Below are 13,437 nucleotides of genomic sequence, written 5' to 3' on the forward strand. Positions count from 1 at the left end.
TCGCGCACCGCAACCTGGAGCAGGCGCTGCACGGGTTGCTGCTCGCCGCCGCCCGCGACGACGAGGCGCTCCCCGCCCGCTGGACCGAGGCGCTCACGCGCGGCGCGGAGGCGAGCGTGCGTGCCTACCGTGACCTCGTGGAGCACCCGGACTTCCTCGCGTTCTTCGAGGCGGTCACGCCCATCCACGAGATCGCGCGGCTCAACATCGCGTCGCGGCCCGTGCGCCGTCCCGGCCCGCCCACCCTGCAGAACCTCCGCGCGATCCCCTGGGTGATGTCGTGGACGCAGAACCGCGCGAACGTCCCGGGCTGGTTCGGCCTCGGGGAGGGCCTCGCCGCGATGGGGGAGGACGTGGCGCGCGAGATGTACCGTGATTGGCCCTTCTTCCGCGCGGTGCTCGACAACGCGCAGATGAGCCTCGCGAAGTGCGACCTGCTGATCTTCGAGGAGTACCGCCGTCTCGCGCCCCCGGAGCACGCGGGCAGCCGAACGCTCGGCGACCGCATCGTGGCGGCGTGGCACGCGACCGTCGCGCGCGTCGAGGACGCCGTGGGCGGGCCTCTCCTGTCACTGGAGCCGCGCCTGAAGACCAGCATCGAACTGCGCAACCCCTACATCGACCCGATCCACCGTCTGCAGGTGGAACTGCTGTGCCGCGCCCGCGCGGCGGGCGACATGGACGAGGACATGGAACGCGCGCTGCTGCTCAGCATTCAGGGCATCGCGGCGGGCATGCGCAACACCGGCTGAGGCGCGCCGGAACACCAACGCCCGACCGGGGGCGTGTTAGCCTTCTCTGGGCCGTCCGCCGTGACGGCCCAGTCCCCCACTTTTCGAGGAGTCCACAATGCAGTACGTCACCCATAAACCGAGAGTCGGCATTTTCATCGACACGCAGAACCTCTACCACTCCGCCCGCGACCTGCACGAGCGCACCGTGAACTTCGAGACGCTCCTGAAGTTCGGCGCGCAGGACCGCGAGCTCGTCCGCGCCGTCGCGTACGTCGTGGAGAAGGAGGGCGACTCCACCGCGCGCCCCTTCATCTTCAAGCTGTCCGCGCTGGGCTACAAGGTGCGCCGCATGAACCTGCAGCTGCACCACGTCAACGACCAGGGCAAGGCCATCTGGGAAGGCAACTGGGACATGGGCATCGTCGCGGACATGGTGCGCCTCTCTGATCACCTCGACGTGATCGTGCTGGGCAGCGGTGACGGGGACTTCTCGGACATCGTGGAGGTCCTGCAGGAGCGCGGCAAGCGCGTGGAGGCCATCGCGTTCCGCGAGCACACCGCGCAGAAGCTGGTGGACGCCGTGGACCGCTTCACGCACCTGACCGACATCGAGGGCGCGCTGATGCCCGCCCGTCCCCGCGCCGAGGGCGGAAAGTAGGGGCGGCGTGGCGGACGACCTCGCGTACCTGAACTTCGACCTCCCGGAGGAACTCATCGCGCAGACGGGCGCGGAGCCGCGCGACGCGTCGCGCCTGCTCGTCGTGGAGCCCACGCCGGACGGGCCGGTCCTGCACGACCGCGTCTTCCGCGACCTCACGCAGTTCCTGCGTCCGGGCGACCTGATGGTCTTCAACGAGTCCAGGGTGATCCCGGCGCGCGTGATGGCCCGCAAGCCCAGCGGCGGGCGCGTGGAGGTGCTACTGCTGCGCGAGGAGCGCCCGCTGGTGTGGAGCGCGATGCTGCGCGGCGCCAAACGTGCCGGTCACGAGCTTCTGCTCGGGGACCTGCGCGCCGAGATCGTGGAGGTCCTGCCGGGCGGGGAGCGCCTGCTGCGCTTCGAGGAGGACGTGAAGCCTCACCTGGAGCGCATCGGGAGCCTGCCGTTGCCGCCGTACATCCACGGGGACGTCGGGGACCGCTACCAGACCGTGTACGCCCGCGAGGCGGGGAGCGTCGCGGCGCCCACGGCGGGCCTGCACTTCACGCCGGAGCTCCTCGCGCGCCTCGAAGCCATGGGCGTGGAGCGCGCGGCGGTCACGCTGCACGTCGGCGCGGGCACCTTCAAGCCCGTCACGGGACCGGTGGAGGAGCACGTGATGCACGCCGAGCGCTTCGAGATCTCGGACGCCACGGCGGACGCCGTGAACTGCGCGAAGCGGGGGGGCCGCCGGATCGTCGCGGTCGGCACGACCACCGTCCGCGCGCTCGAGAGCGCCTGGCACGGCGGCGAGCTCCGCGCCGGGCCGGGCGAGACGAGCATCTTCATCCGTCCCGGCGATCCAGTGCACGTCCCGGACCTCCTCATCACGAACTTCCACCTGCCGAACTCGACCCTGCTGCTGCTCGTCGCGGCCTTCAGCGGCCGCGACGTGATCCGCGAGGTGTACGCGCACGCGCTGCGCGAACGCTACAGGTTCTACAGCCTGGGGGACGCGATGCTGCTCCCAAAGATGTAGAGACGCGCTGACGCCCCAGGCATGAGCCCCGAACCGCTTCGGGGCGTACGCAGCCAAACGCGGGCCGCCACTCCCACACCTGTAGAGACGCGTGCACGCCCCAGGCAAGCGAGGGGCCGTCCCCGCGCTATTCCCGCTGGAACCTCGCGCCGCGGTAGTTGACGTACACGCCGATGCCGTAGGCGACCTTGCGTCCGGCGGGTACGACGGCGTGGCCCTTCCAGAGGAGGCCGGTGCTGGTGCCGCCGTCGAGGAGGATGGCGTCGCGGGCGCCGGCGCGCTGCATGACGCGGGCGAGTTCGGAGAGGCTGAGCTTGCGGCTGGTGCTGAGGAAGAACAGGCGCTGGCTGCTGGTGATGCCGATGGCGCTTCTCGCGGCGCGGCCCCACAGGGCGGCGTCGGTGTAGCCCTCGGCGCGGGGCGTCACGACGAGGCGCCCCGCGCGGACGACGTGAGGTCCGGTGGCGATGACGGTCTCGTAGCCGCGCCAGCCGGACGCGCGGACGCTGCCCGTGGGGCCGACGACGACGCGGTTGTCGGGTGTGATGGCGACGGCGGTGTTGATGCGTCCACGCGCGATGTAGCGTCCACGGACGACGAGGTCCCCGGCGGGGATGAAGGTGCGGGGGTGGAAGAAGCCGCCGTTGATGACGGCGACGGCGCCGGTGCGGCTCATGGCGTGCAGTTCGCCGCCGGTGCCGAGGCCCGCGCGGGGCAGGATGGGCGTGACGAGGACGCGGCGGTCACGCAGGTCGACGTTGACGATCGCGACGGGCACGCCGAGGACGCGGCCCCGCACGAGGCGGACGCTGGAACCGGCGGGCCGGGCGGGTCCGGTGACTCCGCGCGCCCTGGTGATGTGGACGGGCCGCTTCACGGTGGGGCGCGCGGCGCTCTTCTTCACGGGCGCGTGCCTCACGGCCCCGCGCGCGGCGGGCTGCACGGGGGCCTTCACGGCGACCTTGCGGGCCGGGGCCTTCGCCACGGCGGGTTTCGCGGGCGCGACGCGCAGCTTCTGGCCGACGAGGATGCGGTTGCCGCGCAGCCCGTTGAGCTGGCGCAGCCGTTCGACGCTGAGGTGGTGCCGGGTGGCGATGCGGTAGAGCGTCTCGCCCTTCTTCACCGTGACCACGTTCGTGGGAGCGGCGGGGGCAGCCTGCGTGACGGACGCGAGGACGAGGAGGAGGAGGGGAAGCGTCATTCGTCGGCCCATAGACCATGGGAGCACGTTTGGGGTTCTCACGTGGTGAATTTGGCGCGCGCAACGAACGATGAAGACCCAGGGGCGGGGTGCGTGAACGTGCAGTGAGCGGGTGATCCCGCCATCTTGCGTACTGCTGCCTGTCCGGGCCACCTTGCCCTATACTCCGCGCATGACCACCGCGACAGGGAACCCCCTGCTCGGTATCGGGTTCCGGATCCCCTTCGACGAGGTCCGTCCCGAGCACGCCGAGCCCGCCATCGATCATCTCATCGCGCTGTCGCGCGAGCGCCTGGACCGCCTCGTGAAGTCCGAGGATCCCTCGTCCTTCCTGACGGACCTCGACGAGCTCTCCCGCGAGCTGGAGACCGTCACGACCGTCGTCGGGCACCTGGAGTCCGTCGTGACGAACGACCAGTGGCGCGCGGCGTACAACGCCGTCCGTCCGAAGGTCAGCGCGTTCAGCACGGAACTGCAGCTCAGCGAGGAGCTGTGGGCGGCGCTGAAGCGGTTCGAGGCGACGGAGGAGGCGCGGGCCCTGACGGGCGAGCGCGCGCGTTTCCTGAAGCTCACGATGGACCGTTTCCGCCGTCAGGGCGCGGAGCTCGCGCCGGAGCCGAAGGCGCGCCTCAAGGAGATCGACCTGCGGCTCGCGGAGCTCACGACGAAGTACAGCCAGAACGTCCTCGACGGGACGGCGGCGTACGAGCTGTACGTGGACGAGTCGCGCCTCGCGGGCGTGCCGGAGCGCGCGCGGCTGGCGGCGCGCGCGGAGGCCGAGAAGCGTGGGAAGGAGGGCTACCGCATCACGCTGCACCTGCCGAGCTACCAGCCGATCCTGACGTACGCGGACGACCGTTCGCTGCGCCGGGAGCTGTGGGAGGCGTACAACCGCACCGGCACGGGCGAGGGCCGCGACAACCGCGAGCTGGTGGGGGAGATCCTCGCGCTGCGCCGGGAGAAGGCGAATCTGCTGGGCTTCGCGAACTTCGCGGACCTCGTGCTGGCCGAGCGCATGGCGGCCAGCGGGGAGCGCGCGAAGGCCTTCGAGGCGAACCTCGAGGAGCGCGTCCGTCCCTTCTTCGAGGCGGAGAACGCGGAGCTGGAGGCGTTCTACCGGGAGGCGGCGGGCGCGGACGCGCCGGAACTGGCACCGTGGGACGTGACGTACTGGGCGGAGAAGCAGCGCCTCGCGAAGTACGCCCTCGACGAGGAGGAGCTGCGTCCCTACTTCCCGCTGGACCGCGTCATGAGCGGCCTGTTCGAGGTGACGCGCCGCGTGTTCGGCATCACGGTGAGGGAGGCGGACGCGCCGGGCTGGCATCCGGAGGTGAAGTTCTACGACCTGTTCGACAAGTCGGGCGAGCACGTCGCGAGCTTCTACACGGACTGGTTCCCGCGTGACAGCAAGCGTGGGGGCGCGTGGATGAACGCGTTCATCACGGGCCGTCCGACGCCCGCGGGCTTCCGTCCGCACCTGGGCCTGATGTGCGGCAACATGACCCCGCCCGTCGGGGAGGGCCCGGCGCTCCTCGCGCACCGTGAGGTGGAGACGGTCTTCCACGAGTTCGGGCACCTGCTGCACCACGCGCTCTCCCGCGTGGAGACGCGCTCGCTGGCGGGCACGAACGTCGCGTGGGACTTCGTGGAGCTGCCCAGCCAGATCATGGAGAACTGGTGCTGGGAGCGCGGCGCGCTGGATCTGTTCGCGCGTCACTTCGAGACGGGCGAGGCGATCCCGCAGGACCTGTTCGAGAAGATGGTGGCGGCGAAGAACTACCGCGCGGCGAACGCGGCGATGCGGCAGATCAGCTTCGGCACGGTGGACCTCGCGCTGCACGTGGACTTCGACGGTCAGGGCGACCCGGTGGCGTACGCGCGCGACGTGATGACGCGCTTCGCGCCCGCGCCGCTTCCCGAGGACTACGCGTTCATCGCGGCGTTCAGCCATATCTTCGCGAGCCCGGTGGGCTACGCGGCGGGCTACTACAGCTACAAGTGGGCGGAGGTGCTCGACGCGGACGCCTTCTCGCGCTTCGCCCAGGAGGGCATCTTCAACGAGGTGACGGGCAACGAGTACGTGGAGAAGCTGCTGTCGCGCGGCAACAGCGAGGACCCGGCGCAGCTCTACCGGGACTTCATGGGCCGCGACCCCGATCCGGAGGCGCTGCTGCGCCGCTCGGGCATGGGCCGGGCTTAAGGAGCGCGGGGGTTGGGGAGGCCGGTCGTCCGGCCTCCCTTCTTCATGTCGTCAATTGTGACGTTCGTCGACGGACGCGAGGTTTCGCACGTTTATGGGCATCCCCTGAGGATTTGAGGCGATCTCATTTAGTGGGGCCTCATGGTGCACTAAGATACGGGTACAGATGGCAGCCCCGATCGTCCGACCGAACGTGTTCGTCGCCTCCGAGGCGCCGGAACGCGCCGCCGCGCTGGCGCGGGAACTGCCCGAGGCGCGCGTCGTGCTCGTCCGCGACGCGGAGGCCCTGCTGCGCGAGACGCGCACCATGACGCCCGACGTGCTGCTGCTGTGCGGCGACCTGCCGAGCAGCGTCCCCCTCGCGGACCTGCTGGTGATGCTGCGCGCCCGTCCGGAACTCGCGTACACGCACTGGCTCGCGCTGGGCTCGACCGGCCTCGGCGCGCTCGTCAGCGCGGGCGCCGACGCGATCGTCGCGGAGAGCACGCCCCCGGCGGCCGTCGCGATGATGGTGCGCACGCACCTCGCGCGGGTGCGGCAGCTGCGTGACCTGGAGGAGCGGGCGCACATGCAGCAGCAGCGGCTGGAGGACTGGGCGCACGAGGAACGCGTCCGCGACCAGCTCGTGCACATGCTCGTCCACGACCTCAAGAACCCCATCAGCGCCGTGCTGGGCCTGATGGACGTGGTGCTGGAGGACGCGGGCCGCGTCCCGGACGACCTGCTCGAACTGCTGCGGCTCGCGCGGGACGAGTCGCAGCACCTGCTGCACCTCGCGGTGAACATGCTCGACGTCCGCAAGATGCAGGCTGGCAAGATGCACCTGAGCCGCGCCACGCTCTTCGCGGCGTCCATGCGCGACGTGGTGGAGCTCGCGCAGGGCGACGTCGGCATCGGCCTCTCCGACCGTGACCTCACGGTGGAGCTCCCCGAGGGGCTCTCCCCGGTCCACGCGGACCCCGAGCTGCTGCGCCGCGTCTTCGCGAACCTCATCTCGAACGCGGTGAAGCACACCCGTCAGGGCGGCCGCATCCGCGTGGTGGCCAGCCAGGAGGGCGGCCTGCTCCGCTGGTCCGTGCAGGACGACGGGGAGGGCATCCCGGAGGAGGACCTCCCGAACCTGTTCAGCGCCTTCGAGCAGTCGCGTCTGACCCTGCACGGCCGCTTCGACACGGGCATGGGCCTCGCGTTCTGCAAGCTCGCGGTGGACGCTCACGGGGGCCGCATCTGGGTGGAGTCGACACGCGGTCACGGCTCGGTGTTCTCGTTCGAACTGCCGCTCGTGAGGGAAGAGGACGACGAGGACGAGTTCGTGGAGATGGTCCAATAAGTTGTAGAGACACGCCAACGCCCCAGGCCTGAGCGAGGGGCCGTCCCCGAGCGTACGCAGCCGAAGGCTGGACGGCCACCCCCAGGTATGGAGAGACACGTCACCGCCCCAGGCATGAGCACCGGACCGCTCCGCCTATGAGTGAAGAGACGCGTTGACGCTCCAGGCAAAAGCGAGGGACCGCTCCCGCCATGAGTGTAGAGAAGCGTCCACGCACGAGGCATGAGCACCGAACCGCTTAGGTGCGTACGCAGGCAGAGCGTACGCCGCCCAAATCTGGACGGCCACCCCCAAGCATGGAGAGGCGCGTCACCGCCATGGGCGGACGCCTGGGGCGTGGTCGTCCTGCCGGGGTTCGGCAGCGGGCGGCACCCTCTTTTCTTGTACTCGGTCCAACTCCGTGTGCATCTTCTCACGTGCGTCTTCGTTGCGTGGTAGAACAAATGCGTACACCAACTCTTCGTCGTCGTGTTCGCAGTGTCACCTGTTCGCGCGCTTCCGTCCGTCGTCTCGTGAATTTTCGCACGAGCGGCACCGGCGCCACCCGCAAGGAGGAAGGACCATCGACTACCTGCACGCACTCATCATGCTGCTCATCGCGGGCGGCATCGGCGTCCTCGCCGTCGTCGTGAGCATGATCCTGGGCCCCAAGAAGCCCAGCCGCACCAAGCTCATGGCCTACGAGAGCGGCAACGACCCGCTCCCCGGCGGCAAGGAACGCTTCCCGGTGCACTTCTACCTCGTCGCGATGCTCTTCATCGTCTTCGACATCGAGACCGCGTTCTTCTACCCGATCGCCGTGGCCTTCGGGAAGCTCGGCGTGTTCGCCTTCTGGGAGACCGTCACCTTCGTGGCGCTCCTCCTCGTCGGCTACGTCTACATCGTCCGGAAGGGAGTGCTCGAATGGGACTGAAGGACCTCTTCGAAAAGGACGTGCAGGAACTGGAGAACGAGGGCATCCTCTTCAGTTCCCTCGAAAAGCTCGTCGCGTGGGGCCGCAGCAACAGCCTGTGGCCCGCCACCTTCGGCCTCGCCTGCTGCGCCATCGAGATGATGGCCTCCACCGACGGCCGCAACGACCTCGCGCGCTTCGGCAGCGAGGTCTTCCGCGCCAGCCCCCGCCAGGCCGACGTTATGATCGTCGCCGGACGCCTCAGCAAGAAGATGGCGCCCGTCATGCGCCGCGTCTACGACCAGATGCCCGACCCCAAGTGGGTCATCAGCATGGGCGCGTGCGCCTCCAGCGGCGGCATGTTCAACAACTACGCCATCGTGCAGAACGTCGACAGCGTCGTGCCCGTCGACGTGTTCGTGCCCGGCTGCCCCCCGCGCCCCGAGGCCCTCATCTTCGGCGTGATGCAGCTCCAGAAGAAGATCCGCGGCGAGGCCTTCGACGACCTCGGCACCCAGCTCCCCATGGTGGAAGCATGGACCCGCTGAGAGGCCGGAATCTCGACGTGCAGGACGACCGCCAGCCCAACCCGGTCACGCCCGCCGTCGCGCCCGCCGCCCGGCTGGACGCGCTCCTGACAGAACTCGGCCTCGCGCGCGAGTCCACCGAGGAGGGCCTGCTCCCCGTCGCGCCCATCGAGCCCGCGCGGCTCCTGCAGACCGCCGCGCTCCTCCGGGCGCGCGGCTTCATGCTGCTCGACGTGGTCGGCATCGACTACCTCGACTACGTGCTGAGAAAGCCCGCCCGCTTCGGCGTCACCTACAACCTCTACCAGCCCGACACGAACGAGCGCGTCTTCCTGCGCGCCTACGTCGAGGACGGCCAGCACCTCCCCAGCCTCTACCCGGTCTGGAAGAGCGCGAACTACCTGGAGCGCGAGGTGTTCGACCTCGTCGGCGTGCGCTTCGACGACCACCCCGACCTGCGCAAGGTCCTCACGCCCGACGACCTCGACGGGCACCCGCTGCGCAAGGACTTCCCGCTCGGCGAGAGCCCCACCCTCTTCCGCGACGGGCGCTTCCTCGACCCCGCCGCGTTCCGCGCGGGCCTCACCGGCCAGCAGGGCGGCCTCACCGGCTGGCGAGGCGGGGAACGCAAGGGCCTCGCGCCGCGCGCCGAGGCGCCCGTCCGCGAACCCAAGGGAGGCGAGTCGTGACCGTCCAGGAAACCGACACCAGAAGCGGCAGCCTGCTGCACACCGAGACGCTGAGCCTCAACGTCGGCCCGCAGCACCCCAGCACGCACGGCGTGCTGCGCCTCGTCGTGGACATGGACGGCGAGTACGTCACGCGCGTCGTGAACCACATGGGCTACCTCCACACCGGCTTCGAGAAGACGATGGAGAACCGCACCTACCAGCAGAACGTCACGTACGCGCCCCGCACGGACTACCTGCACTCCTTCGGGCACGAGCTCGCCTACGTCCTCTCCGTCGAGAAGCTCATGGGCGCCGACGTGCCCGAACGCGCCAGCGTCGTGCGCGTCATCCTGCACGAGCTCGGCCGACTCGCGAGCCACACCGTCTTCTTCGGCACGGGCCTGCTCGACCTCGGGGCGCTCACCCCGTTCTTCTACGCCTTCCGCGAACGCGAGGCGATCCTCGACCTCTTCGAGGAGGTCAGCGGCTACCGCATGAACCAGGGCTACCTGCGCGTCGGCGGCCTCTCGCGGGACATCCCCGAGGGCTGGGCGCAGCACGTGAGCGACTTCGTGAACGGCCTCGACCGGCACATCGACGAGTACGAGTCCCTCTTCGCCACGAACCCCATCTTCATCGACCGAGCGAAGAACGTCGGCGTGATCCCGAAGGACCTCGCGCTCGACCTCGGCCTGACCGGGCCGAACCTGCGCGCGAGCGGCGTGCGGCTCGACCACCGCAAGGCCAACCCCTACTGCGGCTTCGAGCAGTACGACTTCGAGGTGCCCTGGGCCACCGAGGGCGACTCCTACGCGCGCTTCATGGTGCGCGCCCAGGAGATGCGCGAGAGCGCCAAGATCGTCCGGCAGGCCCTGGGGCTCCTCAGGCCCGGCCCCGTGAAGGACCCCAACCGCAAGATCAGCCTGCCCCCGCGCGAGGAACTCGAAACGAGCATGGAGGCCGTCATCCACCACTTCAAGCTCGTCACGGAGGGCTTCCACCCGCCCGTCGGCGAGGCCTACGTGCCCGTGGAGAGCGCCCGCGGCGAGGTCGGCTACCACCTCGTCTCGGACGGCGGCAGCATGCCGTACCGCCTCAAGATCCGCGCGCCGAGCTTCGTGAACCTCCAGGCGATGGAGTACGCGGGCGTCGGCGGGCAGTTCGCGGACCTCATCACCGTGCTCGCCAGCATCGACCCCGTGCTCGGGGACGTGGACCGCTAAGGAGACCGCCTTGACCTACTTCAGCGACAAGCCCGACTTCCTGCGCGCCGTCTTCGCGCGCTACCCCGACACGGAGCGGGGACGCCGGAGCGCCCTGATGCCCCTGCTGCGCGAGGTGCAGGACCGCTTCGGCTACGTCTCCGAGCCTCACATGGAGGAGATCGCCTCGCTCGTGGGGACCACCGCGACGGAGGTGCGGTCCGTCATGAGCTTCTACAGCACCTACCACACGGTGCCCACGGGCCGCTTCCACCTGCAGGTGTGCAGCACCCTCATGTGCGCCCAGGCCGGCTCCGACGAGCTGTGGGACGCCATCACGACGGAACTCGACGTGCAGCCCGGCGAGGTGAGCAGTGACGGCCTCTTCAGCGTGCAGAAGGTCGAATGCCTCGGCTCGTGCGGCACCGCGCCCGTCGTTCAGCTCAACGACGACGGCTACTACGAGCGCGTGGGCCCCTCGAAGTGCGCGCGCCTGCTCGCCGCGATGCGCGCGGGACAGGCCCCCGCCTTCGACTCGCCCCTGCCCACCTTCGTGCAGGGCGGACGGCAGGTCCTCGCGAGCGGCGAGGCCGTGGGTGCCACCACCGACGACCTCGCGCCCCTCACGGGAGGTGCTCCGTGACGGGCTCCACGCTCAGGGACGGCCCCTCGCTTGTCTCGGCGCGTCCGACGCGTCTCTGGAGGTTGATGTGACCAGCCCCGCTCCTGCGGCCCCCAAGTCCATCACGAGCGGCAAGGACCCCCGCTTCGCGCCCACCCTCTACGCCCGCGTCGGGAAGCCCGACTCGTGGACGCTGCGCACCTACCGCGAGGACGGCGGCTACGACGCGCTGCGCCGCGCGCTCGCCATCGGCGCGGACGCCGTCATCGACGAGGTGAAGAAGAGCGGCCTGCGCGGACGCGGCGGCGCGGGCTTCGCGACGGGCCTCAAGTGGTCCTTCATGCCCCTGAACGACGGACGGCAGCACTTCGTCGTCTGCAACGCCGACGAGTCCGAGCCGGGCAGCTTCAAGGACCGCTACCTCCTCAGCGAGGACCCGCACCAGCTCGTCGAGGGCATGGCGATCGCGGCCTTCGCGATGCGCGCCAGCGTCGGCTACGTCTACATCCGCGGCGAGTACGTCCTCGCCGCCGAACGCGTCGAGGCCGCCATCCGGGAGGCGGAGGAGGCCGGGCTGCTCGGGGACGACATCCTCGGGAGCGGCTTCTCCCTGCGCCTGTACGTGCACCGCGGCGCCGGAGCGTACATCTGCGGCGAGGAGACCGCCCTCATGAACTCCCTGGAGGGCCTGCGCGCCAACCCGCGCCTCAAGCCGCCCTTCCCGGCCGCCGCCGGCCTCTACGGCCTGCCCACCACCATCAACAACGTGGAGACGTTCTGCTCCGCCGCGCAGATCCTGCGCTACGGCTGGGAATGGCACGCCGGGATGGGCACCGAGAAGAGCAAGGGGAACAAGCTCTTCCAGCTCTCCGGCCCCGTGCGGCGGCCCGGCGTGTACGAGCTGCCGCTCGGCACCACCTTCCGCGAGCTCATCTTCGACTGGGGCGGCGGCCCGACGGAGGAGATCAAGGCGATCATCCCCGGCGGGAGCTCCTGCCCGATGATGCCCTACACGGACGAGATCCTCGACACGCCCATGGACTACGAGAGCGTCGCCGCGCGCGGCAGCATGCTCGGCACGGGCGGCGTCACGCTCGTGCCGAGCGCGGACTGCATCGTGAACGCCACGTGGAACCTCGTGCGCTTCTACGCGCACGAGAGCTGCGGGAAGTGCACGCCCTGCCGCGAGGGCATCAGCGGCTGGATGACCCGCATGTACGAGAAGCTCGTGCGCGGCCAGGGAAAGCCCGGCGACGTGGACCTCATCCTCGACATGAGCGACAACATCGGCGGGAAGAGCTTTTGCGCGCTCGCCGACGCCTGCCTCGGGCCGGTCCTGAGTTCCATCAAGCTGTTCCGCGACGAGTACGACGCGCTCGCCACCACCGGCCAGCCCCTGTACCCCGCCAGAAAGAGGTGGCACGACCAGTGAAAGTCATCATCGACGGCCTTGAAGTCGAGGTGCCGAGCGGCACGAGCGCCCTCGACGCGGTCTTCGCGGCGGGCCGCGACGTCCCGTACTTCTGCGCGAACACCTACCTCTCCCCGGTCGGCGCCTGCCGCATGTGCCTCGTGGAGGCCGGCTCGCCCCGCAAGGGCCCCGACGGGAACCTCATCATGGAGGGCGACGAGCCCAAGATCTTCTGGTTCCCGAAGCCCATGGCGTCGTGCACCCTCATGGCGACCGAGGGCATGGTCATCCGCACGCAGTCCGAAGCGGTGAAGAAGGGGCAGGCGGGCATGATGGAGTTCACGCTCCTCAACCACCCGCTCGACTGCCCCACCTGCGACAAGGGCGGCGCGTGCGAACTGCAGGACCGCGCCTACGAGTACGGGTACGGCGCGAGCCGCTTCGAGTTCGACCGACGCCACGCGGACAAGCACTACCCCCTGTCGGACTTCGTGATCCTCGACCAGGAGCGCTGCATCCACTGCAAGCGCTGCGTGCGCTACTTCGAGGAGGTGCCCGGCCAGGAGGTCCTCGACTTCATCGAGCGCGGCGGGCACACCTTCATCGACACCGCCGAGGGCGGCCTCCCGACGGGCTTCTCGGGCAACATCACCGACATCTGCCCGGTGGGTGCGCTCCTCGACAACGTCGCGCGCTTCCGGGGCCGCAACTGGGAGTACGACCACACGCCCACCACCTGCACCCTCTGCCCGGTCGGCTGCTCCATCACCGTGGACGGACGCAACGGCCGCATCGAGCGGATCGTGGCGGGCGAGAACCGCGAGGTGAACGAGGCGTGGATCTGCGACGCCGGGCGCTTCGGGCATCCCGTCGCGACGGACGACCGCCTCCGCGCGCCCCTCGTGCGCCGGGAGGGCGCCCTCGTGCCCGCCACCTGGGACGAGGCGATCGACGCGATCCGCGCGGGCCTC

13 protein-coding genes are annotated in these 13,437 nt (G+C 69.9%); 12 read left to right on the plus strand and 1 reads right to left on the minus strand.

The window, feature by feature from the left end; translation table 11 throughout:
* From DEIPI_RS41190 to queA, 3 genes are all read left to right on the plus strand, one after another.
* Window positions 1–752 (plus strand): phosphoenolpyruvate carboxylase (locus DEIPI_RS41190; RefSeq protein ID WP_045233532.1); only part of this gene is annotated, 752 nt, incomplete at its 5' end.
* Between the two features lie 97 nt (window positions 753–849).
* Window positions 850–1,392, plus strand: a complete 543-nt coding sequence (locus DEIPI_RS0102865; RefSeq protein ID WP_027480779.1) for a LabA-like NYN domain-containing protein — start codon at window positions 850–852, stop codon at window positions 1,390–1,392.
* Between the two features lie 7 nt (window positions 1,393–1,399).
* Window positions 1,400–2,410, plus strand: coding sequence for a tRNA preQ1(34) S-adenosylmethionine ribosyltransferase-isomerase QueA (gene queA / locus DEIPI_RS0102870; protein ID WP_027480780.1), 1,011 nt, complete (start codon window positions 1,400–1,402; stop codon window positions 2,408–2,410).
* Window positions 2,411–2,537: 127 nt separating this feature from the next.
* Here the strand turns inward: queA and DEIPI_RS0102875 are convergent, their stop codons facing one another.
* Window positions 2,538–3,611 (minus strand): phosphodiester glycosidase family protein, encoded by a 1,074-nt coding sequence (locus DEIPI_RS0102875; RefSeq protein WP_052351596.1) that lies wholly within the window; start codon window positions 3,609–3,611, stop codon window positions 2,538–2,540.
* Window positions 3,612–3,783: 172 nt separating this feature from the next.
* On the opposite strand from DEIPI_RS0102875, the gene DEIPI_RS0102880 reads away from it, so the two are divergent.
* The 9 genes from DEIPI_RS0102880 to DEIPI_RS0102920 all read left to right on the plus strand — a co-directional run.
* On the plus strand, window positions 3,784–5,811 hold the full coding sequence (locus DEIPI_RS0102880; RefSeq protein WP_027480782.1) for a M3 family metallopeptidase: 2,028 nt from the start codon (window positions 3,784–3,786) through the stop codon (window positions 5,809–5,811).
* A 166-nt stretch (window positions 5,812–5,977) separates the two neighbouring features.
* Window positions 5,978–7,141 (plus strand): ATP-binding protein, encoded by a 1,164-nt coding sequence (locus DEIPI_RS0102885; RefSeq protein WP_027480783.1) that lies wholly within the window; start codon window positions 5,978–5,980, stop codon window positions 7,139–7,141.
* Window positions 7,142–7,727: 586 nt separating this feature from the next.
* The gene (locus DEIPI_RS0102890) at window positions 7,728–8,054 is read left to right on the plus strand and encodes an NADH-quinone oxidoreductase subunit A (RefSeq protein ID WP_027480784.1); all 327 of its coding nucleotides are present in this window, start codon (window positions 7,728–7,730) and stop codon (window positions 8,052–8,054) included.
* The gene (locus tag DEIPI_RS0102895) at window positions 8,045–8,581 is read left to right on the plus strand and encodes a NuoB/complex I 20 kDa subunit family protein (protein WP_027480785.1); all 537 of its coding nucleotides are present in this window, start codon (window positions 8,045–8,047) and stop codon (window positions 8,579–8,581) included. The genes DEIPI_RS0102890 and DEIPI_RS0102895 overlap by 10 nt, the downstream gene beginning before the upstream one ends.
* A complete protein-coding gene (locus DEIPI_RS0102900) occupies window positions 8,569–9,249 on the plus strand; it encodes an NADH-quinone oxidoreductase subunit C (protein WP_027480786.1) in 681 nt (226 codons plus the stop codon). The genes DEIPI_RS0102895 and DEIPI_RS0102900 overlap by 13 nt, the downstream gene beginning before the upstream one ends.
* Window positions 9,246–10,454: an NADH dehydrogenase (quinone) subunit D gene (gene nuoD, locus DEIPI_RS0102905; protein ID WP_027480787.1), complete on the plus strand. Its 1,209-nt coding sequence runs from the start codon at window positions 9,246–9,248 to the stop codon at window positions 10,452–10,454. The genes DEIPI_RS0102900 and nuoD overlap by 4 nt, the downstream gene beginning before the upstream one ends.
* 10 nt (window positions 10,455–10,464) lie before the next feature.
* Window positions 10,465–11,076 carry a complex I 24 kDa subunit family protein gene (locus tag DEIPI_RS0102910; RefSeq protein WP_027480788.1) on the plus strand — a complete coding sequence of 204 codons (612 nt, stop codon included), beginning with the start codon at window positions 10,465–10,467 and terminating at the stop codon, window positions 11,074–11,076.
* Between the two features lie 67 nt (window positions 11,077–11,143).
* A complete protein-coding gene (gene nuoF, locus DEIPI_RS0102915) occupies window positions 11,144–12,487 on the plus strand; it encodes an NADH-quinone oxidoreductase subunit NuoF (protein WP_027480789.1) in 1,344 nt (447 codons plus the stop codon).
* On the plus strand, window positions 12,484–13,437 hold a 954-nt coding region (locus DEIPI_RS0102920; protein ID WP_027480790.1), incomplete at its 3' end, for a 2Fe-2S iron-sulfur cluster-binding protein. The genes nuoF and DEIPI_RS0102920, both read left to right, overlap by 4 nt.

The sequence above is a fragment of the Deinococcus pimensis DSM 21231 genome, assembly GCF_000519345.1.
GTDB classification, from domain to species: Bacteria; Deinococcota; Deinococci; order Deinococcales; family Deinococcaceae; genus Deinococcus_A; species Deinococcus_A pimensis.